This window comes from Streptomyces sp. XD-27, from assembly GCF_030553055.1.
In the GTDB taxonomy this organism is placed as follows: Bacteria; Actinomycetota; Actinomycetes; order Streptomycetales; family Streptomycetaceae; genus Streptomyces.
This window is the reverse complement of sequence record NZ_CP130713.1, coordinates 926,025-949,469: the sequence shown is the minus strand read 5'-3', so window position 1 is coordinate 949,469 and position 23,445 is coordinate 926,025. Positions and strand designations below refer to the sequence as shown.

The 23,445-nt window shown below is 73.1% G+C and carries 20 protein-coding genes and 1 pseudogene; 10 read left to right on the top strand and 11 right to left on the bottom strand.

The window, feature by feature from the left end:
* Window positions 1–60 precede the first annotated feature (60 nt).
* Entirely contained in the window at window positions 61–1,104 is a 1,044-nt protein-coding gene (locus tag Q3Y56_RS04040) for an asparaginase (protein ID WP_304460600.1), read from the bottom strand.
* 164 nt (window positions 1,105–1,268) lie between these two features.
* Between Q3Y56_RS04040 and Q3Y56_RS04035 the strand changes: the two genes are divergently transcribed.
* Window positions 1,269–1,724, top strand: coding sequence for an Lrp/AsnC family transcriptional regulator (locus Q3Y56_RS04035; RefSeq protein WP_304460599.1), 456 nt, complete (start codon window positions 1,269–1,271; stop codon window positions 1,722–1,724).
* 52 nt (window positions 1,725–1,776) lie between these two features.
* On the opposite strand, the gene Q3Y56_RS04030 is transcribed toward Q3Y56_RS04035, so the two are convergent.
* Complete coding sequence (locus Q3Y56_RS04030) at window positions 1,777–2,478, bottom strand: hypothetical protein (RefSeq protein WP_304460598.1); 702 nt, start codon at window positions 2,476–2,478, stop codon at window positions 1,777–1,779.
* Window positions 2,415–2,702, bottom strand: coding sequence for a KR domain-containing protein (locus Q3Y56_RS04025; RefSeq protein WP_304460597.1), 288 nt, complete (start codon window positions 2,700–2,702; stop codon window positions 2,415–2,417). Before Q3Y56_RS04025 ends, Q3Y56_RS04030 begins: the two co-directional genes overlap by 64 nt.
* Before the next feature lie 292 nt (window positions 2,703–2,994).
* On the opposite strand from Q3Y56_RS04025, the gene Q3Y56_RS04020 reads away from it, so the two are divergent.
* Window positions 2,995–4,104, top strand: a complete 1,110-nt coding sequence (locus Q3Y56_RS04020) for a DUF418 domain-containing protein (protein WP_369696705.1) — start codon at window positions 2,995–2,997, stop codon at window positions 4,102–4,104.
* A 159-nt stretch (window positions 4,105–4,263) separates the two neighbouring features.
* Here Q3Y56_RS04020 and Q3Y56_RS04015 read toward each other — a convergent pair whose 3' ends face one another.
* The 4 genes and pseudogenes from Q3Y56_RS04015 to Q3Y56_RS04000 form a co-directional block, all read right to left on the bottom strand.
* Window positions 4,264–4,635: a hypothetical protein gene (locus Q3Y56_RS04015; RefSeq protein WP_304460596.1), complete on the bottom strand. Its 372-nt coding sequence runs from the start codon at window positions 4,633–4,635 to the stop codon at window positions 4,264–4,266.
* A 2-nt stretch (window positions 4,636–4,637) separates the two neighbouring features.
* A pseudogene (locus Q3Y56_RS04010) lies at window positions 4,638–5,188 on the bottom strand (roadblock/LC7 domain-containing protein).
* Between the two features lie 37 nt (window positions 5,189–5,225).
* Window positions 5,226–5,990 (bottom strand): transcriptional regulator, encoded by a 765-nt coding sequence (locus tag Q3Y56_RS04005; protein WP_304460595.1) that lies wholly within the window; start codon window positions 5,988–5,990, stop codon window positions 5,226–5,228.
* Window positions 5,987–6,373 (bottom strand): hypothetical protein, encoded by a 387-nt coding sequence (locus tag Q3Y56_RS04000; RefSeq protein ID WP_304460594.1) that lies wholly within the window; start codon window positions 6,371–6,373, stop codon window positions 5,987–5,989. The genes Q3Y56_RS04005 and Q3Y56_RS04000 overlap by 4 nt, the downstream gene beginning before the upstream one ends.
* Window positions 6,374–6,843: 470 nt before the next feature.
* Here Q3Y56_RS04000 and Q3Y56_RS03995 point away from each other — a divergent pair, with 470 nt between their 5' ends.
* The 3 genes from Q3Y56_RS03995 to Q3Y56_RS03985 all read left to right on the top strand — a co-directional run bounded on the left by Q3Y56_RS03995 (window position 6,844) and on the right by Q3Y56_RS03985 (window position 11,525).
* Window positions 6,844–8,568: a sigma-70 family RNA polymerase sigma factor gene (locus Q3Y56_RS03995; protein ID WP_304460593.1), complete on the top strand. Its 1,725-nt coding sequence runs from the start codon at window positions 6,844–6,846 to the stop codon at window positions 8,566–8,568.
* A gap of 145 nt (window positions 8,569–8,713) precedes the next feature.
* A complete protein-coding gene (locus Q3Y56_RS03990; protein ID WP_304460592.1) occupies window positions 8,714–10,759 on the top strand; it encodes an RICIN domain-containing protein in 2,046 nt (681 codons plus the stop codon).
* A 160-nt stretch (window positions 10,760–10,919) separates the two neighbouring features.
* Window positions 10,920–11,525: a hypothetical protein gene (locus Q3Y56_RS03985; RefSeq protein ID WP_304460591.1), complete on the top strand. Its 606-nt coding sequence runs from the start codon at window positions 10,920–10,922 to the stop codon at window positions 11,523–11,525.
* 23 nt (window positions 11,526–11,548) lie between these two features.
* Here Q3Y56_RS03985 and Q3Y56_RS03980 read toward each other — a convergent pair whose 3' ends face one another.
* The 3 genes from Q3Y56_RS03980 to Q3Y56_RS03970 form a co-directional block, all read right to left on the bottom strand.
* A complete protein-coding gene (locus Q3Y56_RS03980) occupies window positions 11,549–12,694 on the bottom strand; it encodes a hypothetical protein (RefSeq protein ID WP_304460590.1) in 1,146 nt (381 codons plus the stop codon).
* A gap of 210 nt (window positions 12,695–12,904) precedes the next feature.
* Window positions 12,905–14,806: an FG-GAP-like repeat-containing protein gene (locus Q3Y56_RS03975; protein ID WP_304460589.1), complete on the bottom strand. Its 1,902-nt coding sequence runs from the start codon at window positions 14,804–14,806 to the stop codon at window positions 12,905–12,907.
* A gap of 120 nt (window positions 14,807–14,926) precedes the next feature.
* Window positions 14,927–15,775, bottom strand: coding sequence for a hypothetical protein (locus Q3Y56_RS03970; protein ID WP_304460588.1), 849 nt, complete (start codon window positions 15,773–15,775; stop codon window positions 14,927–14,929).
* A gap of 214 nt (window positions 15,776–15,989) precedes the next feature.
* On the opposite strand from Q3Y56_RS03970, the gene Q3Y56_RS03965 reads away from it, so the two are divergent.
* The 3 genes from Q3Y56_RS03965 (at window position 15,990) to Q3Y56_RS03955 (ending at window position 18,934) form a co-directional block, all read left to right on the top strand.
* Complete coding sequence (locus Q3Y56_RS03965; RefSeq protein WP_304460587.1) at window positions 15,990–16,748, top strand: IclR family transcriptional regulator; 759 nt, start codon at window positions 15,990–15,992, stop codon at window positions 16,746–16,748.
* 103 nt (window positions 16,749–16,851) lie between these two features.
* A complete protein-coding gene (locus Q3Y56_RS03960; protein WP_304460586.1) occupies window positions 16,852–18,105 on the top strand; it encodes a PP2C family protein-serine/threonine phosphatase in 1,254 nt (417 codons plus the stop codon).
* 28 nt (window positions 18,106–18,133) lie between these two features.
* Window positions 18,134–18,934: a hypothetical protein gene (locus Q3Y56_RS03955; protein ID WP_304460585.1), complete on the top strand. Its 801-nt coding sequence runs from the start codon at window positions 18,134–18,136 to the stop codon at window positions 18,932–18,934.
* Here Q3Y56_RS03955 and Q3Y56_RS03950 read toward each other — a convergent pair.
* On the bottom strand, window positions 18,903–19,496 hold the full coding sequence (locus Q3Y56_RS03950) for a hypothetical protein (protein ID WP_304460584.1): 594 nt from the start codon (window positions 19,494–19,496) through the stop codon (window positions 18,903–18,905). The genes Q3Y56_RS03955 and Q3Y56_RS03950 overlap by 32 nt on opposite strands.
* A gap of 310 nt (window positions 19,497–19,806) precedes the next feature.
* Here Q3Y56_RS03950 and Q3Y56_RS03945 point away from each other — a divergent pair, with 310 nt between their 5' ends.
* Together Q3Y56_RS03945 and Q3Y56_RS03940 are read left to right on the top strand one after the other, a co-directional pair.
* Window positions 19,807–20,316 carry an ATP-binding protein gene (locus tag Q3Y56_RS03945; protein WP_304460583.1) on the top strand — a complete coding sequence of 170 codons (510 nt, stop codon included), beginning with the start codon at window positions 19,807–19,809 and terminating at the stop codon, window positions 20,314–20,316.
* 131 nt (window positions 20,317–20,447) lie between these two features.
* A complete protein-coding gene (locus tag Q3Y56_RS03940; protein ID WP_304460582.1) occupies window positions 20,448–23,324 on the top strand; it encodes an AAA family ATPase in 2,877 nt (958 codons plus the stop codon).
* Window positions 23,325–23,445 lie beyond the last annotated feature (121 nt).

The following is a 23,445-nucleotide window of genomic DNA, read 5'->3' as shown; positions in this document are numbered from 1 at the left end:
CGTCAGGCGGGCGCGCCGGACGAGGATGGGGAGGGGCGCCGGACGGGGAGGGGAAGGACGTCAGCCGGTGGCGCTCGGCGCGGCGGCCGCCGCGGCCGTGGCGGCTGCGGTGGCCGCGGTGGCCGTGGCGCCGCCGAGAGCGTGGCGCAGCGCATGGGCGCGCCCGGACGGGTCGGTGGCGGCCAGTGCCGCGGCGAGCACGGCGATCCGTGCCTGGCCACCGCGCAGGGTGCCGGTCAGTACGGCTCCGGCGGCCACGAGGTCCACCGCTCCGCCGTGGGTGTAGATCTCCGCGACCGGCCCGGTGGGCACGCGCGTGGTCACGGCGACGAGGACGCCACGGGAGACCGCCGCCTCGACGGCGGCGCTGATCTCGGGGGTGGCGTTGCCCGCTCCCGTCGCGACCAGGACGATGCCCTGGGCGCCCGCCTCGACGGCGGCGTTGAACAGCAGCGGGTCGGCGTCGCAGTGGTGCATGACGACGTCGACCCGGGGCAGCGGCTCGACGGCCGGCGGCAGGGGGAGCGGCGCCGGGCGCTCGGGCCGCCGGTGGACGAGGACTTCGCCGGCCGCCACGTCCGCGACCCGGCTGCCGGAGGGGTCGGCGAACGCGTCGACGGCCAGCGTCTGTACCTTCACCGTGCCGCGCGCGGCGTGCACCTGCCCGTCGAAGACCACCAGGACGCCGAGGTCGCGCACCGAGGCCGCCGTCAGCAGCGCGTCGTGGAGGTTGCGCGGCCCGTCGCCGTCCGGCGCCTCGAGCGGGCGCTGGGCGCCGGTGAAGACCACCGGCCGCGGGTCGTCGTGATGGAGGTCGAGCAGAAAGGCCGACTCCTCCAGCGTGTCCGTACCGTGCGTGACGACGATGCCGTCGACGGCGGGATCGGCCAGCACCTCGCGCACGGTGCGCAGGAGCGTCAGCTGGTGCGCGGTGGTGATCCGGGCGCTGTTCACGCTCATCAGGTCGACGACCCGCACGGTCACGCCCTCGGGCACGACGGCCCTGGCCAGGACGTCCCCGCCGCCGGCGTCGGCGGCGAACCCGGACCCCTGCCAGCGGCTGGCGATGGTCCCGCCGGTGCTGATGACGACGACCTGTCCCACGTCTGCTCGCTCCTCTTCCCGCTTCGTCCAGGCGATCACTGCCGGTGGCGGCCCGCACGCCGGTTCGAAGCCGGCGGGGCCGGAGCAACCATAGGACGAATCGCGCGCAATCGGATCGCTGAATCAGGCGGGGTCGGGGCGGAAGTGTGGGGGATAATTGCGTAGTGGATCAGATTGACAGGAATATCTTGCGTGAGCTCCAGAACGACGGTCGGCTGACCATCCAGGAGCTCGCCCAGCGGGTCGGCCTCACGTCGTCACCGTGCATGCGCCGCGTCCGCCAGCTCGAACAGGACGGCGTCATCCAGGGCTACCGGGCGGTCGTCAATCCCGAAGCCGTCGGACGGAACTTCGAGGTCCTCGTCTCCGTCGAGGTCAAACGGGACCGGGACGCGGTCGAGGCATTCGAGGCGGCGCTCCAGGACATCCCCGACGTCATCGAGGCGTACCGCCTCTTCGGCAGCCCGGGCTGCATGCTGCGCATCGCCGTCGCCGACCTCACCGCCTACGAGCGGCTGTGGATCGAGCGCCTCACCACGCTGTCCGGCGTCACGGAGGTGAACTCGCAGATCATCATGAAACGGATCAAGGAACCGCGGGGGCTGCCGGTCGACCGCTGAGCGGGGTGACCGTGTTCGCGGTGACCGGCGGCAGCCCGTACGCAAGCCCTGTTCAGGCGAGTACGGAGTCGAGCCGGGCGGCCCGCTCCGCGAGGTCGGCGATCGCCAGGGGATCGGCCAGGTCCGGCGCGATCCCGGCGACGGCCTGGTGGCTGGCGGCGGTGAGGTGGACGGTGCCGTCGTCGTCGATGCGATCGACACCGTCGCCGCCGGCCATGCGCTCGTTGAAGGCGATCGCCTCCGCTTCGGAGAGTCCCGGCGGGAGATCCAGGGCGACGCGGCCGTCGGCTATGCGGACCGGGTATCCGCCCGGCAGGCCCGCCGGAGCGGCGGTGGAGTGGCGCAGCGGGGCGGCCCCGGGCAGCAGCGCTTCGAGGACCGGGACGACCGCGGCCCCGGTGACGGCGTTGTAGCGCGGGCCGGGCGCGAGCGGTGGTGCCTGGTAGGCCAGCGAGTCGTCCCGCTGCCCGCCCTCGCCGAGATAGACCCGGCATCGCTGCTCCGGGTCGGCGGGCTGACGCGCTTGCATGACGTCGAACACCTGGGCGTGGTGCCCGAGTACGCGGATCAGCGGCGCGGGCCGGTCGGGGTGCGCGGCGCGCAGGGCGGCGCGTACCCGCAGCTGGATCATGGCGGCGTTCCCGAGGCCGACGGTGGGCGCCAGGTCGAGGCGGGCCAGGATCGGGCCGGTCACGTCCGGGAAGGACAGGTTCGCCACCGGCCCGGTGTGGCCGGCTTCGCGGACGGCCCGCATGACGGACAGGATGAGCGGGAGTTGGCGACCTCGTCCGGCCGGGACGCGTCGAGCCGGACCGCCTCGACCAGGCAGTCGCGGGCGCTGGCCACGGTCGCCGCGACGGCATCGCCCGCGGACGATCGGCCCGCCACCAGCACGCGCCGCACCCGGCCGCCGGCGGCCAGCCCGTCCGCGACCCGCTCGCCCATGTCACCCGCACCGATGATCAACACCGTGGTCATCGGGCCATCGTAGGTCCTGTCCCCGTGGGAACCCGGCGCGGATGTGCATCGAAGGATGTAGTGGATGTTCGCCGCTGCGGATGACGAATCCGGCCCCGAACGCCCGGACGATGGTGGGAAAGCGAACATCACGGGGAGTCGGGATGGCCGAGCACACAGGGACGCGGGCGGTCGCGGTGGCGGAGGTCGCGGTGGCGGAGGGGCCACCGGGGGCGGGGGCGCGGGCGGCGGGGCACGGGGGCGCCTGCCGTTGCTGGACGTGCTGCGCGGGGTGGCGATTCTCGGGACGTTGATGAGCAACGTCTGGATATTCGCCGGGCCGGGCGGCGAGTGGGGCCTCCTCAGCGGGGACGCCGGAGCGTCGTCGGGGGCCGACGCGTCATCTCCGGCCGGGATCGCGGAGACGGTCTTCCGGTCCCTCGCGAACGGCAAGTTCCTGTCGATGCTGACGATCCTCTTCGGCGTCGGGCTGGCCATCCAGTTCCGGTCGGCCGCCAAGCGCGGGCAGCCGTGGCCCGGCCGGTACACGTGGCGGGCGCTGTTCCTCTTCGCCGAGGGGACCGTGCACTTCGTCCTCGTCTTCGCGTGGGATGTGCTGATGGGCTACGCGGTGGTCGCGTTGCTGGTGGCCTGGCTGCTCACGCGTTCCGCGTGGGCCCAGCGCGTCACGTGGATCGCCATGGGCGCGGTCCACGTGCTGGCGATGGCGCTGCTCACGGCCGCCACGCTGCTCGCCTCGGGCGACGGGGCGGGTGGCGGGACGGGCGACGGGACGGGTGGAGGCCCCGACGCCGATGCCGTCGCGCTCTACGCCGAGGGGGGCTACGCGGACCAGGTCGCCTTCCGGCTGTCGCATGCCATGGTGCTGCGCGCGGAACCGGTGCTCTCCTTCGCGCTGTTGGTGTTCCTGTTCCTGCTCGGCGTGCGGCTCTTCAGGGCCGGGGCGTTTCAGGACGATGCGGCGGGGCGGCGCATACGGCGGCGGCTGGCCGGGTGGGGGCTGGGGATCGGCATACCCGTCAACGCCTTGGCCGCCCTGGGCGGTTCGGACTTCTTCCTCCTGGAGCGGTACGGGGCGGCGCCGGTCCTGGCGATCGGCTACCTCGGCCTGATCGGCATGGTGATGGACCGGCGCCGTCACCCGGGCCCACTGGCCTCCGCCCTGGCCTCCGTCGGCCGCACGGCCCTGTCCTGCTACGTCCTGCAGAACCTGCTCGCCATGCTGGCCTGCTATGGCATCGGCCTCGGCCTGGCATCCCGTTGGGCGGACAGCGGCCCGTGGTGGGTGATGGGTCTGTGGGCGGCGATATGCCTGGTGCTCGTGATGGGGGCGAGCCTGTGGCTGCGGCGGTTCGAGCACGGACCGTTGGAGTCGATACAGAAGCGACTGCTGCGGCGCTGACTCCCGTGCACGTACCGCGCTGACTCCTGCGCACTGCACCGCACCGCGCTGACTTCCGCGCACCGCGCCCTCGCGCACAGGGCGGAGACCGTCGAGAGCGCGGGGGCGGGGCGCCCGGCGCAGGGGAGATGGCCGGGCGCCCCGCCGGTCGGCGGGCGATCAGACCTCCAGCTCGGCCTCGATCCGCCTCAGCTGGAGCCGGGCCATCGCCAGGTTGGCCCGCGCCTTGTCCAGGGCCAGATACAGGAAGAGCCCGCCGCTGTTGCGGCCTTTCAGCAGCCGGATCAGGTGGTACTGGCTGCCGAGGGTGATCAGGATGTCCTCGATCTCGTCGTTCAGACCGAGGAGTTCCATGGCTCGCACCTTGGCGCGCACGACGTCGGTGTTGGCGGCCGCGGCCACGGTCAGGTCGAGCTCCTTGCCGCCTCCGAGCGTGCCGAGGGCCATGCCGCTCGCGTAGTCCACGAGGGCGGTTCCCAGCGCGCCCTCGATGGTCATCGCTTCCTTCAGCGCGGATTCCGTGTTGGCCATGATCAGTCGGGTGTCCTTTCCGGGTTGGGTCTGCGTGTGGTGGAGGGGGAGGGGCCGGAGGGGGGCCGGGGGCGGGGGCGGCCGGGGCGCGGGGGCGGGCGGGGTCAGGCGGGTTCCCGGCGCGCCAGTGCGGCGTCGACCAGCTCGCCGATGCGGGCGCCGGCGCGGCGGGCCTCCAGGTGCAGGCGGCCGATGTTGGTCCGCGGTCCGGCCAGTACGGTGACGACGGCCGCCGCCCCCGCCGCGTATGTGGCGACGTAGCCGTGCTCGCCTCGGATCAGCAGTTCCCGGAACTCCCCTGGTCGGTGGCGTCCGTCAGCCGCAGGGCGACGCCCAGGGCCGCCGCCGTCATGGCGGCCACCCCTTCCGCCTCCACCCCCGCGGCCTCCGCCGCCGGGGTGTCCTGGGCCAGGACCAGGCCGTCGACCGTGGCCGCCAGGGCGGCGGTGAGATGCGGGACGCGTACCCGCAGGCGCCGCAGTTCGTCGAGCACTTCGGGCTCTGCCGCCAACAGCTGCCTCCTCTCGGAGCGTTGTCTCAGGACGCGCTTCATGAGAGCGCGGACGGTGCCGTGCGGACGGACCGTGACATCACAGACGAGCCTCCAAAGCGTCACGAAGCCGGTGCAACAGGGCGACGTCCGGGTCGGTGGAGATGTCGGCGACCCAGGCGGGAAGCGTGGGAGCGGGGGGCGGGGCGGCCGCGGGCGGCGTCCGTACGCGCCCGGCGGCGGCCAGGCGCCGTACGTCCAGCAGGGTGTGGAACGCCGGGCGTCCCAGCAGCCAGGCGATGCCGGTGGCGGTCCGTACGCCGTCCGCGGCGGCCAGTACGGCCCGCTGACGGAGGGTCATGGCCGGGCCGCCGGCGGCCGGAACCGCCACCACCGGCGCGGTGTCGACCTCCGGCCGCGGCCAGAGCCGGTGCAGCAGCTCCCTGCGGCGCCGGGTCTCCCGCTCCACGGCCGGGACCGGCACGGGCCGTACGGGGCCGAGCCAGTGGGCGGCGCCCTGGCGGAAGCGGGCCGGTCCGCTGTCCGGGGCCAGGGCGAAGAAGGCGGCGTCGAACAGCGCGGCGAGATGGCAGATCTCCAACTCGCCGCTGGAGACATGGCCCTGGTCCACCAGATACCGGGCGACCCGCCGCCGTGCCCCCGCCCGGTCGACGGCCTCCTGCCACCCCTCGGCGGACAGCCGTCCGCCGTGGGTGAGCAGCGCGTCCAGGCCGGGGGCGGCGGGGCTCTCGGCGTGGACGACCGCGCCGTCGGCGAGATAGAGGGTGCCGGTGTCCCGCAGCAGCGCGCCCGTGGCGCGCTCGGTGGTCAACCGGGCGAGCAGCGCGGAGACCTCGCTCGTCATGCGAGCACCAGGCGCTCGGCCAGGTTCTGCAACCTCAGCCGGGCGAGGGCGAGGTTGCCCGTCTCCCGGTCGAGCCACAGATGGAGGAAGACGCTGCTGTCGAAGCAGGTCTCGACGAAGCAGAGCAGATGGAAGCCGTCGCCTGTGGTGACGATGACGTCCTGGACCGGGAGGCCCTTGCCCGCCTCCGCGGGGGCGAACGCGGTGTGCTCGGCGGCCATCCGGGCGAACTCCGCTGTCTCCACGGCACCGGCCTCGCCGTCGCCGCCCGGACACTCCCCGACGGTGCCGAGCGCCAGCCCGCTGACCCAGTCGATGACGGCCGCGCCCCGCGCACCCGGCAGCGCCATGGCCTCAAGCAGGCACTCGTCGATTCCTGGCACGCGTGACTCCCCTCCCCGCACGGCGCGCTGATGCGGACGGCATCGCGGTGACCATGACGTTACGCATGGTGCTCGCCTCCGGTGTGGGTTTTGGCAAGTTCCAACGGAACATGCGCAGAACTGTCTTGAACTCGGCTCTGGACAAGTGGCGGCGGTTCCGGGCTCCGTCCGAGGGCGGGGAGGCCGCAGCGAGCGGCCTCCGTAAACTGTGTTTTAAGTCACACCAGTTGGGTGTTCCGGTGATCCGGCCCGGCCGAAGTGCCCTCTCGAACATCCGTCCTGAGCTGCGCTTTCTCCGTGCCGGGCGGAACGGGGCGGGGGGTCGGCCCGCAGTGCCGTCCAGGGGGTCCGCGGCGCCCAAAGGATCTCCACAGCTTCTCCTCAGCAAATTCTTGTTATCTGATGATCGCCCTCAGGTCTCCCAGGTATCGGACGTATCCGAGTCGGGCACAGGAAGAGGGGCGCGGAGCGTGGACAGTGAGGTCGGAGTGCGGCTCGTCGAAGCCGCGCGAACCGGTGACACAGGCGCGCAGGATGAACTCGTCGCCACGTGTCTGCCGTTGGTCTACAACATCGTCGGCCGTGCCCTGAAAGGGCACGCGGACGTCGACGACGTGGTGCAGGAGACGATGATCCGGGCGCTCAACGGCCTCGACGGGTTGCGTGACGCGGCCTGCTTCCGCTCCTGGCTCGTGTCGATCACGATGAACCAGATACGCAGCCACTGGCAGCAGGAGCACCGTGACGCTCCGATCGGTGGCCTTCGGGAGGTCCACGAAGTGGCCGCCCCCGCACCGGACTTCGCAGATGCGACGATTGTGCGGCTGGGACTCGAAGGCCAGCGCAAGGAGGTCGCCGAGGCGACGCGCTGGCTCGACGACGACCAGCGGCAGGTGCTCTCCCTGTGGTGGCTGGAGGCCGCGGGCGAGCTGACCCGCGCCGAGGTCGCCACCGCCCTCGAACTCCCCCCGCAGCACGCCGCCGTACGCGTGCAGCGCACCAAGGAGCAGCTGGAGACCGCCCGGGTCGTGGTGCGCGCCCTCGGCGCCACACCCCGCTGCGGCGAGCTGGAGCAGCTGGTCGGCCTCTGGGACGGGGTCCCCTCCGCCCTGTGGCGCAAGCGGATCGCCCGGCACGCACGGGGCTGTGCCGACTGCTCCGGCCACTGGTCCGCGCTGGTCCCGGCCGAGGGGCTGCTGGTCGCGTTGGGGCTCGTCCCCATCGCCGGGGCCCTGCTGCGGTGGCGGGCGAGTGACGCCGCGTCACCCGCCATCGCCCCCGCGGCGTACGCCTCGCCCACGGCCGCCGGGGCGTCGCCCATGGCCGCCGGGGCGTCGCCCGCGGACCCCGTCGTCACCTCTGCCGGAGCACCGCCCGCGAGCGCCATCTCTCCAGCCGGCGCCCCGCCCGCGCACCCCGCAGACACCCACGTCATGTCGCGCGCCGGCCGGCACCGCACGCACCGCCGTCCGCGTACGGGGGGCAAGGCCGTAGGCGCCGCGGCGCTCGTCATGGCGGTGGGAGGGGCCGCCTTCGTCCTCAACCTTCCCGGGAACGAGGACGAGCGCGTGGAGAGCGGGGCCCCGCACGCCGCGCCGCTCGCCGACCGGCTCCCCTCCGCGACCCCGTCCACCCCCCAGCGGAAGACCACCGAGCCCGCCAGCCGCTCCGACGAGCCCACGCGGCGCCCGGTCACCAAGGCGCCGCACACGACGCCACCCTCCCCGCGCCCCACGAAGACCGCCCCGGCCACGCCCACGGCCCGCCCCACGCCGAGCCCGACCCCGCGGGCGACCCAGGCCGCGGACCCGCGGGCGCGCCTCGCGCAGCAGGTGACGGCCCTGGTCAACGCCGAGCGGGCGAAGGCCGGATGCGCGCCGGTGCGCCCCAACGACCAGCTCACCACCGCCGCCCAGCGGCACTCGGACGACATGGCGGCACGCCACTACTTCGACCACACCGAGCCGGACGGCTCCGGGCCCGGCGAGCGGATCACCGCCGCCGGATACCAGTGGCAGACCTACGGCGAGAACATCGCCGCGGGCCAGCAGAGCCCGCGGACCGTCATGGACTCCTGGATGAACAGCCCCGGACATCGGCAGAACATCCTCAACTGCGACGTGACCGAGATCGGAGTCGGCGTCACCGACGACTCCGGCGGCCCCCTGTGGACCCAGGTCTTCGCCACCCGCTGAGCAGCGGCGCGCCCGCCCGCCGTCTGCCGTAGGCGTCACCGGCGGCCGCGCCCTGCCCGGTCCCTGAGTGCCCGGCGCTCGTCCCGGCACCTCCTCAGCCATCCCTCCACTCCCATCCCCACACGAGTACAGACGGGATTCCCTCATGGAAAGAAGACGCTCGACACACCGGCGCGGCAAAGCCAAGCGCCGCCTGGCGCTGGTGGCCGCCGCGACCGCGGCCGCCGCCGGGATCGCCGTCGGCGTGGTCAGCATCGGATCGGCCAACACCGACGACCGGCCGAGCGCCGCGCACCGGCCGACGCCCGGTGCGGAACCGCTCTACGAGACGCCGCCGGAGCCGCTCACCGAGGTCCCGAACAGCAACGAGCGGCGCGGCATGGTCTACGAGGGGCTCAAGCCGGCCCCTGAGGGCGACCCCTGCGTCGGCGTCTACGTCGTCTCCGAGACCAAGGCGAAGCTGTGCACGCACGGCCCGGACGCCCCGCCGAAGGGCGTCGACATCACCAAGGACGCCCCGCCCGCGGTACGGCAGACCGCCCCGCGCCCGGCACTGAAGGGCGGCACGAGCACCACCCCGGCGGCCTCCGACGTACTGCCCGGCGGCATGCCGGCGCTCGACGCGCGTACCGGTGAGTCGGACCGGCCCGCCGCGGCCGCTTCCGGCTCGGCCACCGGCGCCAAGGCCGACGCCGGTTCCAAGGTCGTCTGCGAGGGCGACGGCTCCTCGGGCAACCGCGTCCAGGTGCTCTACGTGCACGGCCCCGGAAGCAGCCGATTCGCGCAGTACGTGGCCTCGTTCAAGAAGTGGGCCGCCGAGTCCGACGTCATCTACAACGAGAGCGCCAAGGAGACCGGCGGCAACCGCCACATCCGGTTCGTCACCGACTCCGACTGCACCGCCAACGTCCTGGACGTCGAGGTCTCGTCCGGCGCCCTGAGCGAGTTCGGCTCGACCAACAACGCGCTGTCCGCCAAGGGCTTCAACCGCCGCGACCGCAAGTACATGATCTTCGCGGACACCAACGTCTACTGCGGCATCGGCTCCTTCAACGGTGACGAGCGCCCCGGGCAGGAGAACCTCAGCAACTTCGGCCCCTCCTACGGACGTACGGACTCGGGCTGCTGGGGCGGCTCGACGCCCGCCCACGAACTGGGCCACAACCTCGGCGCGGTCAACAACAGCGCCCCGAACACCAGCGGCGGCGGCCACTGCGTGGACGAGTGGGACATCATGTGCTACTCGGACTCGCCGAACTACCCGCAGATGAAGACCGTGTGCCCCGACCGCGCGGCTGACGCGCGGCTCGACTGCCGCCACGACGACTACTTCAACACGGCCCCGAAGCCCGGCAGCTACCTGGCCACCCACTGGAACATCGCCAACAACCGCTTCCTGATAGCCGGCGGTGGCAACACCGACCCCAACCCCGACCCGGATCCGACCGGCACGCCCACGCCGACGCCGTCCCCGACGTCCACGCCCGACCCGAGCACCGGCCCCGCCGCCAAGGTCACCCAGATCACCGCCAACTCCGCCGTGGTGAGCTGGACCAAGGTGCCCTCGGCCGCGGGCTACACGGTCTTCCTCAACGGCAGCGAACTCGCCAAGGTCAACGACACCGCGATCCGCGTCGTCCGGCTGACGCCCGACACCTCGTACAAGATCGCCGTCGCCACGCGTGACTCCGGCGGCAAGACCTCGCAGCCGGGCCCCGCCGGCACCTTCCGCACCCTCGTCGCCTCCGACGGCGACACGCCCACCCGGCCGGGGACGAAGTACGTGATGGTCAACTCCCTCACCGGGCAGGCCGCCGACATGTGGGGCGGCTCCACGCAGAACGGCACGGTCGCCATCGCCTACCAGCGCCACGGCTACGCCAACCAGCAGTGGACCTTCAAGGATGCCGGCGGCGGCGCCGTGAACGTCACGTCGGCGGCGTCCGGCAAGTGCCTGCAGTTCTCCTCCGACGCCGCGGGCGCGTACGTCGCCCAGCAGCCGTGCAGCGGGGCCGCGTCCCAGAAGTGGCACCTGAAGAGCGCCGGAGACGGCTCGCACGTGCTCCAGCCGCATGGCTCCTCGCTCGTCCTGGGCGTCAGCAAGCGCTGGTATTACGGCGGTTGGCTGCTCGAACTGCAGAAGCAGAACAACGAGGGCTACCAGAAGTGGACCCTTCAGCGCGCCTCCTGACCGACCCGCGGCGGTACCCCGACCGCTGACGGCCAGGTGACCGGCCGGCGGCTGCTGCCCACCCCCCAGCAGCCGCCGGCCCACCGCTGCCCCCCACCCGCATCACCCCGAACCGGTCTCACCGGCCCTCATCAGCCGCCCCCCAACGCCAGGAGCACCCGTGCGACACCCCCGTTCCCTCCGACTCGCCCCGGTCGCCGCCGTCGCCGCACTGCTCGTCACCGGCCCGGCCCCGTCGGCCGCCGCGCACGGCGACACCATCGACCTCGACGTCGTCACCACGCAGCCCGACGACGGCCGTGTGCGCACCGTCGCGACCTGGGAGAACGACAAGGACCCGGTGACCGAACCGATCGCGGGGACGCTGTCCGCCGTCAATGTGAACGGGCGCTCCCTCGGCCCGTGGAAGCTCGTCCCCGTCGAGGGCGCGGAGGCCACCTACACCACCCGCCAGGCGCTGCCCCCCGGCCGCTGGAAGGTGACGGTGAACTGCGGCTTCCCCGACCTGGGCCACGGCGAGGCCACCGTGGACGTACCCGCCGCCGGCACCAAGCCCACCGGCGCCCCCACCAGCGCGCCCGCGGACCGGACGACGGACCAGCCGACGGACCGGCCGGCCGCCAAGGAGTCGTCCGAGTCCGCCGACGACCACGCATCCGACACGTCGTCGTCCACGCCCCTCTGGGTGGGCACGGCGGTCGCCGCCGCGGCACTGGCCGGCGGGGCCGCGTTGCTGATCGCCCGTCGCCGCCGCGCCGGACGGTGACCGGCGGACGACCGCGGCCGACGTCAGCGCGGTGATCCGCCGGCGCCCCCTTGCCGGTGCTGGACGGCGCCCGCGACGAGGTGGTCGCCGAACCGGACCAGTGAGGCGATTCCGGCCGCCCGCACATGACGCATGAGGCGCAGTACCGAGACGGCGTTGTCCATGGTCGCCGGGGGCTGGACCAGTGACCGCTCGCTCCCCACCACCGGTTCCACCAGGCATACGTGCCGCTCGGCCTCGATGAGGTCGGCCTCCAGAAGGCCCTCCCGGGCGAAGGCGAGTCCCGGCTCGCGCAGCGCGAGGTCCTCGATCGGGTCGGGCAGGACCTCGATGAGTTCGCCGATCGTGTCGCGGTACTCGCGGTACTCCATGTGCATGCTCCCGCTGAGGGGCACCGGGACCACCGTCGGAACCATGGTGGGGCGAACGGTCGCGTTGTAGAAGTCGGCGGGGAGAGCCGCGGCATGGGCTCGGGCCGCGGCGAATCCCTGGACGTAGACGGTCGCGCGCGCGATCTGTGCGGTGGCCTCGCGCACCGCCCCCTCGCGCAGCCGCTCGAGGGCCTGTCTCAGTGCGATCGTCGCGTAGACGTTGAACAGGACGTGCACATGGTGGCCGGTGATCCAGCGGGAGAGCCACATCTCCTCCTGCCGCGCCCACCGCTCGGGCACGGCGGCAGCCGCCTCCCCGCCCAGGTCCTCGGTGTCCTCCGGGCTCTCCTCGCCTCCCACGAGGTCCACCACCACCTGCCTCATCGCGGCGGTCTCCCGGGCGATGTCGCTTCCCGAGACAGGCGCTTCGCACAGGTCCGCGAGTCCGCGGCAGATCACCTGAGCGGCTTGGTGGGCGGCCTGCCCGGCGGTGAGCGCGGCCGTGCGCACCCGGAAGTAGCTCTGTACGGGAGACCTCACCGGAAGCTGGTCCGCCTCGGTGAGAGAGCCTGCCGCGGACAGCGCCCGGGCGAGCCTGGTGGCCGCGCAGGTCGCCGCCCGCAGCGCCGAGGCGCGTTCCCCGGCTCTCCCGAACGCCGGGACGGCGGCGAGCACGGCAGCCAGCCGCCCAGCCGCGGCGCGTGCTTCGGCCCCCGGACAGAGCATGGGGTGCGGCCGCGTGGCGTCGGGGAACACGGCGACCGGAGGCAGGGCGTACCCGGATCCCTGATCTGCCATCTGGCCGGCCTCCTGTCGTCCGCACGCCGCGTGCCCGGTAGCCACCAGACACGGTGATGCGGCCCGTCAGGCGGCGCAACACCCCTGTGTGCGGAGGTGGTCGTTTCACGCCACCGCGGGGATGGCCAGGGGAGACAGGGACGACGAAGGCGGTGGCACGGAACTTCTCCGTACCACCGCCTTCGCCTGGTCAGGGCGTGAGGCCACGCCTCACACCACCGGGTACACCAGGGTGTTCTCCTTGCCGAGCCGGCCGGCGCCGGTGTCGTTGTACATCGTGGTCTCACCGTCCGACCAGCGGATCAGCAGGTCGTCGGTGCGGCCGTTGGGCGTGAAGTTGCCCGTGGTCATGACCGTGTTGTGCTCCCAGGTCTTGTTGGGCTCCAGGATGCGATGCTCCTTGCCGAGGCCCGAGGTGGACGTGCCGACATAGTTGTCGAGCTCACCGTCCGTCCAACTGACCATCAGGTCCCACTTGGCGTTGCCCGAGTACTCGCCGCTGGTGAGCAGCTTGGCCTTCTTCCACGTGGCGTTCTCATCCTTGAGCTTGTGCTCCTGGCCGAAGGTGCCGGGGCCCACGTTGGTGTAGAGGGTGAGCTCACCGTCGGACCAGCGCACGACCAGGTCGGTGACGTACCTGGCGGCGTTGAACCGGCCCGCGGCGATCTGCGTGGCATGCGACCAGGTCGTCTTCTTGCCGGGCATCTTCGTCTCGCTGCCGAGGCCCTTCGCGCCGATGTCCTGGTACAGGGTGACCTCGCCGTCCGACCAGACCACCATCAGGTCGAACTGGTTGCCGCCCCCGAAGTCGCCGGCGGTGATGGTCTGGGCGTGCGGCCAGGTGGTGTTCTTGGGCGTGAGCCGGCGCTCGGAGGAGAAGTCGCCCTTGCCGTCGCTGTTGTAGAGGGTGACCTCGCCGTCCGTCCAGACGACGACCAGGTCGCTGCGGCCGGTGCCGTTGAAGTCCCCGGCCGCCATGAGCTTGGCGTGCTTCCAGGTGTCGGCCCGGCCGACGGAATAGGGCAGCGTGGGCTGGCGGTACGGGCCGTGGTCGGTGCCGCCGTCCTTCTGGGCGTCGTCGAAGAGCTGGAAGAACCGGTCCGCGTGGAACGGGCTGTAGGTCAGCCGGTTGTACAGCGGGTTGTCGCCCTTCACATCGGGGCCACCGCCGTAGGATCCGCCGACGTTACCGATGATCGTTCCGGTGCCGCGGTCGAGGTCCACCGAGGAGAACCACGGGGAGCCCGAGACGCCGCCCCACAGTCCCGCGCAGTCGATGCGCATCTGGTTGTAGCCCGGCAGCGCGCCCGTGTCGGTGGTGCATCGGACCGCCTGGTCCGTCGGGTTGTGCTTGACCATCGGGTAACCGATCACCGTCACGCGGTTCTTCGCACCCTGGGTACGCGCCAGCTTGTTGCCGCCGCCGACGACGTCCTGGAGGTTCTTGCCGCCGTTCTGGTCGACCCGGGCGAACGCGAAGTCCAGGTCGGACTCGCGTGCCTTGGTGTTCGGGGGGCTGTAGCTCCGGTCGACGAACCACTTGTCGACGGTCCAGATGCCGAGCGGCTGGTGTGCGACGTCCTTGGAGCCGTCGTAGTAGGGAATGAAGATCGCCTTGGACTTCACGCAGTGCCCGGCCGTCAGGATGAGGTTGCGGCCTTTGCTCTCCACCACGGACGCGGAGCAGGAGTGGGTCTTGGGGCCGCTCGAGTCCTTGGTGAAGAGCACGCCGACGGACTTGATGCCGCGGAAGTGCGAGGAGTTCTTGTGCGTGATTCCCTGACGGGGCTTGCCGCCGGGCGCCGGGGCCCGGGTGCGCGACCGGGCGAAGGCGCCGGGGTCGGTCGCGGAGGCGATGCGCTCGGGCGTCCAGAAGCGGATCGCCTCCTCCACCGTCCAGTCGTCGCCGTCAACCGCCCGGGCGGTCTCAGCCGCGGGGGATTCCGGTGCCCCCGGCTTGGCCGGTGCCGCTGTCGGCACCGTCGTCGGCACTGTTGTCGGCGCCGGTTCGGGTGTCGGTGTCGCCGCCGCGGCGGCACCCGCCGCGCCGACGGTCATCAGCGAGACGCAGACGGCCGAAAGGGCCATCCGGCGTATGCGCAACGTGCGCAAGGCATTTACTCCATACCGTGAGATGAGATTCGCGGCACGCCGAAGGGCATGCCGAGTCACCGGGCCTCCCTTTGGCGCAGGGCGGAACCCTGGGAGGAACGCGGTGTTACGGAACGGGTGCTACTGACCGCGTCGGCGCGACACGACGAACCACGTGCCGGCCGCCAGGACGACCACCCCGGCGCCGCCGCCCACGATCCAGGGCGCCGAAACGCCGGAGTCCTTCTCGTCCCCCGCCTCTTCCCCCGCCACGACGAGGCGTTTCGTCGTCTTCTTCTGACCGTGGTGACTGGTGACCGTGACGTCGTACGTTCCCGAGGGCGTGCCCTTGGGGACGGCGATCCGCGCCGCGTAGACCGTGGCCCCGTCGTCGCACTTGCAGGCCGGGTTGTCGGGGTCGTCGGCCGCCGCTTCCGCGATGCTGTGGGAGCCGCCGAAGGCACGGGAGGCGACGGTCACCGCCTCCTCGTCCGGCGCGGCGTGGTCGTCCGAGAGGACGACCAGCACCTTCTCGCCGGGGCGGGCCTTCGTTCCCTTGGGCTCCAGGGCGAACCGCCGGATCTCGGCCGGCCCTTGCGGCACGACCTTCACCCGCCCGGTCGCCACGGCGCGGCCGTTCAGCTTCGCGGTGAGCGGATAGTCCCCGGGGCTGATGCCGCTGCGGACCCTTGCCTGCGCCTGCGGCATGGCGGCGTCCGCGGAGTGCGTGGCGCCCTTGCTCTCGGGGGTCAGGCGCAGCGGGCCGCTCAAGGCGGGGGACGTGACGTCCACCGCGTCCCACGGGCCGGTCAGCCCCTCGACGGCGACGCCGAAGGTGTCCCCGACCTCGACCGGGGCGTCAGCGAGCGTCAGCCGCGGCCCGTTCTCGGCCTCGTCGCCGGGCGCCGCCACGGCTCCACCCGTCGCGGCCGGCGAGAACAGCAGCAGGGCGGTCAACCCGGCAGCCCACGCCGCGCGGCGCGAAGTCATGAGGCCGTTCCCCCGATCCGCGAGCACAAGCCATCCCCCGTTTCGTGCAGTCCCGGTGATCACTGCAATGTACATGCTTGCGTGGCTTTATGACCAAGATCGTGATTCTGCTCCTCATCCTCGAGGCGAGCTGCGGCTGCGGGCACGGGAACGGGCGGCCGTCGCGCGTCCGGGAGGCGTTGATTGAGTGGTAAATCGGGCGCAAGCTGGCCATATGGGTGCTCAGAGCGGTCCCACGCTCATCACGTCCGTGCAGCGAGCCTTCCGGCTGATGGAGGCCGTCAGCACCCACGCGGGCGGTGCGCCCGCGAAGCAACTGGCACGCGAGGCGGGACTGTCCCTGGCCACCGCCTACCACCTGCTGCGGACCCTGGCCCACGACGGGTACGTCCGCAAGCTGGATGACGGCGGGTACGTCATCGGTGACCAACTGGACATGCTGCACGCCGGAAGCCGCGGGCAGGCGCTGCTCACCCGCATCCGCCCCACGCTCGCCGCCCTGCGGGACGACCTGTCGGTCGCCACGTACCTGACCTTCTACGAAGAGGGCGAGATCCGGGTCGCCGAGATCGTCGACGGCCCCCGGGCCCCACGCGTCGACCTCTGGGTGGGGTTCGAGGACGCCGGGCACGCCACGGCGCTGGGCAAGTGCGTGCTGCGCGAGCTGGACGACGACGCCCGCAGCGACTACCTCGCCCGGCACCATCTCGCCGATCTCACGCCCCGCACGATCACCCGGCGTTCCGAACTGCTCCGGCGGCTCGAATCGTCGGCCCCCGCCCCGGCGGTCCTGGACCTGGAGGAGTACGCCCTCGGTACGGTCTGCGTCGCGGTGCCCGTGTACAGCGGGCAGCGGATCGGCGCGCTCGGTGTCTCGCTCCGGGCCGACCAGCGCTCCCGCATCGACGAGGTCCAGGCGCGGCTGATACCGGCGGCGGCACGCGTGACCAGGCGACTCTCGCTCACTATCTGAAAATCCTGTCCTTGTCGCTCGCGCGGCGGCGCGTGTTCTCTGGAGGAAACAGATTTCCTGCGGGTATGCACCGCAAGCAGCGCAGAGAGTTACAAGCGAGGACATGATCCAGGCCCGAGACCATCAGCGCGACCGCGCGCGTACGCGGCAGCTCACGGATCTATTGGCCCCCTCCGGTCGGCCTTCCCGACCGGACGACCCTCCGGCCTCGGCCTCGGGCGCGGCGCCGCCGGCCCGGATACGCGCCGCAGGGCGGTTCGCCGCCGCCCTCCCGGTGCTGATCGTCTCCGCCGTCGCGCTCCTCGCCCTCGTCGGCGGGGCCGAGACGACCTGGTTGCCGCTGCTCGCCGTCGGGCCCGCGCTGGCCTCCGCGACCAGCGGACCGTGGCGGGTCCTCCTGGTCGGCTTCCTCGCCGTGGCCCTGGGCGCCGCGCTCGGTGCCGACGGCGGCGCACCGGGCAGCGGCCACGCGATCCTGCTGTCCGCGCTGGTCGCCGTGACCTTGGCGAGCAGCCTGGCCAGCGCGCTGCGCGGGCGCCGGGAGCGGGTGCTGGCGGCCGTCCGCTCGGTCGCCGAGGCCGCTCAGCACGCACTGCTCAAGCCCGTGCCCGCCACCGTCGGCCGCTTCCAGGTGGCCGTCCGCTACAGCGCCGCCGCCGCGGAGGCCCGCATCGGCGGCGACCTGTACGCGCTGGTGCCCACCCCGTACGGAGTCAGGCTGATCGTCGGCGACGTACGCGGCAAGGGGCTGCCCGCGGTGGGCACCGCCGCGCTGGTGCTCGGCGTGTTCCGCGAGGCCGCCTACGACGAGCCGGACCTCCTCGACGTCGTCGACAGGATCGAGCGGAGCCTGGCACGCAACCTCGCCTCCGACGACTTCGTCACCGCCGTGGTCGTCGGCTACCCCGAAGACGGGCACATGGAGGTGGTCAACTGCGGGCACGCCCCGCCGCTGATGATCAGCCGGTCCGAGGTGGTGGCCGTAGAGCCGACCCGGTCGTCCCCGCCTCTCGGGCTGCGCGCCCTCACCGGCGAGACCCCGACCCTCCAGAGGCTGCCCTTCGCCGACGGCGACCAGTTGCTGCTCTACACCGACGGAGTCACCGAGGCGCGCAATCACCGTCGTGAGTTCTACCCGCTGGTCGAGCGGGTGGCGCGGCACGCGTCGGACGATGTGAACCGCACCCTCGCGGCGCTCCACGGGGAGCTGCTGGCACACGTGGGCGGACGGCTGCACGACGACGCGGCACTGCTCCTGCTCCGCAGACCGGCCGTTCGCGGCTCGACGACCGGGGTACCGGCCGCCTGGCGAGCGCCGGCACACCCTGGTGTGCGGAGGCAGGCGGGGGCCGCATAAGGTCTTGGTCATGTCTTGGTCAGAACGTTTGCCACACAAGAAGACGCTGTTCGCGACCGTCGCGCTCGGCATGACCCTCACCCTGACCGGGTGCAACGACGACGGCAGCTCCGCGGACGACGCCGCCGAGTCCAAGGCGCCGTCGGCCGCGTCCTCGGCTCCTTCGCAGGACGCGACCAAACCGTCGGCTCCCGCGAGCTCGTCGGCTCCCTCGGGCGCCACCGGGGACCAGCCCATGGTCGCCGGCTGGCAGACGCAGACCCGCGGTGAGCACCACTTCCGCTACGACGTCCCGGCCGAGTCCAAGAAGTGGAAGGTCCTCGACCAGGACCTCGCCGTCTCCTACACGGGCAAGGACGGCAAGCCGATCGTCGTCATGACCGGCGTCTCCCACTACCGGGAGGGCGGCTGCGCCTCCACCCCGAACCCCAAGGCGTTCGGTCAGGCGGGCAAGGGCCAGCTGGGCACGGTCGGTACCACCGGCGGCGGCAAGGACGGCACCCTGCAGGAGAACGCCCGCAACTGGGCCGGCAACTGGGGCTTCACCGCCTACGGCGGCGAGGACAACAAGCCCAAGATGGAGGTCGGCCAGGCCAGGCCGTGGAAGCGGAACGGCATCGACGGCTACACCGCGACCGCCAAGGTCACCGTCACCAACCGGCCGAGTCCGTGCGTGCCGCCGACCGCCATCGTGCACAGCATCGCGCAGAAGCTCCCGGACGGCACCATGCACGGCTGGGTGATCTACGCGGACCAGGGCGTGCCGAACGCGCTGACCTCCGCCGAGATCGAGAAGATCATGAACACCGTCCGCCCGACGGAGGGCTGACAACCGCATCAGGCGCGGGCCCGGCCGCCGGCCGGGCCCGCCGCCGGTAGTAGTGGACGGTGACGGCGCCGAGCAGCGGCCCCCAGGCCAGCAGCGGCAGGTAGCAGATGTTCAGCAGCACGATCCCCCAGGGCTCCGCCGCCATCTCGCCGTTGAGGGTGGTGTAGACGAACGCCACTCCGTAGACCGACGTCGCCACGACACCGAGCGTCGCCGGGATCACGGCCGCGGCCACGGGGATCGTACGCCCGCGTAACCATGGCACCCAGCGCGGCCACCTCTCGCCCCACGGTCTGACGAGCCCGAGCGCGAGGAGTGCGAACGCCTCGGACACCACGCTCAGGCAGACCAGGAACAGCGAACCCCAACCGGGCGCGTCCATCGCGTCGTACTCCGAGCGGGCCAGACCGACCGGGATGCCCACGGCGATGGCGATGCGCCACAGCCCCGAGGGCACATTGGTCAGGGCGGCGGCGGTGGCCGCCCTGCGGGCCCAGCGCGGGACCGGGGCGGCCGTGGCGTCGGACGGCGAGGGGGTGGCGGTGGTGGCGGTGGCCGGCATGAGGTCTCCCTGTGATCAGCTACCCCGCCATCCAACTGCCCGTCAGGCCGCCGCCGCATCGCGCCGAAGCACGATGCCCGTCACACCCTGGTCGTATGCGGGCATGCGCCCTGAGTCGCATGGGGGCGATGGACAGGCCGTCGATCGACGGGCATTTCTTGCGTACCCGTACCTGAGCGTTCCCTGATTGTTCCGGCCGTGGTCCGGAGGCGAGGGTGGTGGCGTCACCGCTGCGGCGGTCGGCCTTACGAACATCCCCCACCGCACGTACGGGCCTGAGAAGGCCAGGGACGTGAAGGAGCTTCCCGTGATGACGGTCGAGAAGACACGCTCCGCTGCCCTCGACTACCACCTGCCGAGCCGGACCGCCGACGCGACGAGGTCGGCCGTGTGCGTCATGCCCGCCGCGGCGGCATCGGTGCCCGTCCTGCGGCGGTTCGCCCGTGACACGGCGCGGCGGTGGGAGGCGTCCGAAGCGGTCGACGAGGCGGTGGCCGTCATCGTGACCGAACTGGTCGCGAACGCGGTACGGCACAGCGGCAGCCCCGACGTGACCGTCCTGCTGGCCGTCACCGGCGCGACGATGAAGATCCAGGTCAGCGACACCGGACGGTGGCGGCCGCGGTCGGTCGCGCGCGGCGCGGACGAGGAGGAGGCCGGCGACACGCCGTGCGGCGGCCGCGGCCTGCGGTTGGTGGAGGCGTACGCGGCGAGCTGCTGCGTCACGGTCACGGCGGGCGGCACCCGGGTGACCGCGGAACTGGTGCCGGGAGCCGGTGGCGGACCACCGCTCGGTGGCGGGGCCGTCCCGCCCGGCTGACCGCCGCGTCGCCGCCCGTCGCGCCACCGGTCTGTTGCCGCCCCCGCGCACCGGTCTAGCGTGGCCAGCACAGGGCCACGGGACCGGTCAGGGCCGCTCCGCCCGGTGCCGTGGGCGAGGCAGGTGATCGCGTGCGACTCGGCCCCGACCACGCTGCCGCGGCGACCGGCGGGACCTTCCGATTCGTCGGCAGGCAGCGGGAGTTCGGCCTGCTGCTTGCTGCGCTCGGACATCCGCCCGCGGTCGTCCTGGTCGAGGGGGAGGCCGGGATCGGGAAGTCCCGGCTGGTCCGCGAGGCGGTGCGGTCCGCGGCGGACCGCCGGGTGCTGACGGGCTTCTGCCACCCGCTGCGCGAGCCCTTCCCGTTCGGCCCGGTCGTGGACGCCCTGCGGAAGGCGGGCCGCTGGCTGCCGCCGCCCGGCCGCGTCTCCCCGACCGCCGGCGCCCTGGCGCGGCTGCTGCCGGACCTCGCGGACCGGCTCCCGCCTCCGCCGCCGCGGCCGGAGGACGCCCAGTCCCGGCGCCACCAGCTGGTGCAGGCGGTCCGCGCGTTCCTGGAGGCACTGGGCCCCGCGGTCCTGGTCGTCGAGGACCTGCACTGGGTCGACGAAGCCACCCGCGAGCTGCTCCTGCTGATCGCCAGGGACCTGCCCGAGCAGCTGAGCCTGGTGCTCACCTACCGGGCCGAGGACCTGCCCCTGGACACTCCGCCGCTCGGGGCCGCGTACCGCCGCCCGCCCGGGACCGGCGGCACCACGATCCGCCTCGACCCGCTGTCCGAGCACGACGTACGCGATCTGGCGTGCGCCGCGCTCGGCCCGCGCGCCACACCGGCGCTGGGCCACGTCCTGTACCGCCGCAGCGAGGGCCTGCCGCTGGCCGCCGAGGAGGACCTGATCACTCTGTGCGAGCACGCACAGGTGGCCGGTAGCGGCGATCTCACCGTCGGGCTCGAACGCGCCGAGGTGCCCAGGAGCCTGCGCGAAGCGGTCACGGAACGCCTGGCGGCCCTGTCGCCGGACGGGGCGGCGATCGTCGACGCGGCCTGTGTGCTCGCCGTCCCCGCCCCGGAGCCCCTGCTCACCGGCGTCGCCGGGCTGGAGGCGGACGCCGGCGCCAAGGGGCTGACCGAGGCGCTGCGGTCCTCCGTCCTGCGCGAGACCGGATCGGGCCGGTACGTGTTCCGGCACGTCCTCGCCCAGCAGGCCGCCTACGAGCACGTCCCCGGCCCTCGCCGCACCCGCCTGCACCGGCGGGCCGTCGAGGCGCTGACGGCGCAGTCGCCCCCGCCGCTGGTGCAGATCGCGCACCACACCTACGCCCTGGGCGACCACGAGGCATGGCTGCGGCAGGCGGAGGCCGCCGCCGACCAGGCGATCGCCCTGGGCGACCAGGGCACCGCCGCCACGCTGCTGCACCGGATCCTGGACCAGCCGCGGCTGGACGCCGACCTGCGGTCGCGGGCCGCCCTCGCGCTGGCGGGAATCGCCGTCAACGGCGTGGACTACGCCGCCAACGCCGCCGTACTGCGCCGCATCCTCGCCGACCCGCAGCTGCCGGAGGCCACCCGCGGCGACATCCGGCTGACGCTGGGCATCATCATGATCAGCCAGGTCGGCGACCGGGCCGGTTTCGAGCGGCTCGAAGAGGCCGTCGAGGAGCTGCGCAGCCGCCCCGAACGCGCCGCCCGAGCCATGGCCGCCCTGGCCATGAACGAGCAGAACGGCGCCTCGGACCACGCCTGGACCTGGCTGGACCGGGCCGAGCACACCATCCGCGACAGCCAGGACAGTCAAGCTGATGCCATCCGGGCGACGGTGCGCGCCACCCGGCTCACGCTGCTCGCCCGGGACGGCAACGCCGAGGTGTGGGCCCTGCTGGACCGGCTGCCCCGGCGGGCGGACGACGCGGAAGTCCTCAGGCAGACGGTCCGCGCCCTCTACAACGTCGGCGAGATCGCCATCGAACTGGGCCACGACCGCCGCGCCGCTGCGCTGCTGGAGGAGAGCCGGGAGCTCGCCCGGCGCGCGGGCATCCCGTATCTGGAGTGCTACAGCCGCATCGCCCTGCTGCGGCTGGCCGGTCTGGCCGGGCACTGGACGGACCTGGAGCAGCGCTTCGCCGCGCTCGGCGACGAGTTCCCCGACATCCGCATGGCCACGGCCGAGCAGGCCATGGTGGGCGCGCGGCTGGCGGCGGCCCGGGGACAGCACGCCCGTGCCCTGGAGTGGCTGGCCGCGGCCGCCGCCTCCGGGGAGCGGGAGTCCCAGGTGACCATGGCGTGCCGGGCCGCCGCGGAGACCGCCGCGATCCGGCTGGCGGAGGGGGCACCGGAGGCCGCTTCGGCGGCCACCGTGCCGGCGGTGGTGGCGCTGCGCCGGGCAGGCGCGTGGGCGCGGGCCACCGGCCTGGTGCCCGTGGCCGTTGAGGCGGCGCTCGCCCACGGCGACCGGGAGGCCGCCGGACGGCTGGCCGACGACGCCGACAGCGGACTGCGAGGCCGGGACGCGCCCGGCGCCGTCGCCGAACTGCACCTCGTACGCGGCCTGTTGCGCGAGGACGCCGAAGCCGCCGCCGAGCAGTTCGGGTACGCCCGCGAACTGTGGCGGCGGATCGGGCGCCCGTACGAGTCCGCCCGCGCGGCCGAACGCCAGGGGCGCGCCCTGGGCCGCTCCCGCCCCGACGCGGCCGCCGAGCATCTCACCCAGGCCGCCGACGCGTACGGCACGCTCGGCGCCCCCTCCGACGCCGCCCGGTGCCAGCGGACCCTGCGCGAACTCGGCCTGGCCCGCCCGTCGCCGCGCGGCCGCCGCGGCTACGGGGACCAACTCTCGCCGCGCGAACGGCAGGTCGCCGAGCTGCTCGCCCGAGGCGCCACCAACCAGGACATCGCGCAGGCCCTGTTCCTGTCTCCCCGCACCGTCGAACAGCACGTGGCCCACGTACTCAAGAAGCTGGGCGTCACGAGGCGACACGTCCGCGACGCCCTCTCCGCCGAGAAGCGGTAGTCCCGCCGGCGGGAACCCGGCCGCACCCCGCTTCGGTGTCAGAGGGGGGAGGTACGTTTGCCTCACGGCGGTCAGCCGACCGCCTCGGGGTGGGAGGAGACCACGATGCCGGAGCCGCTGT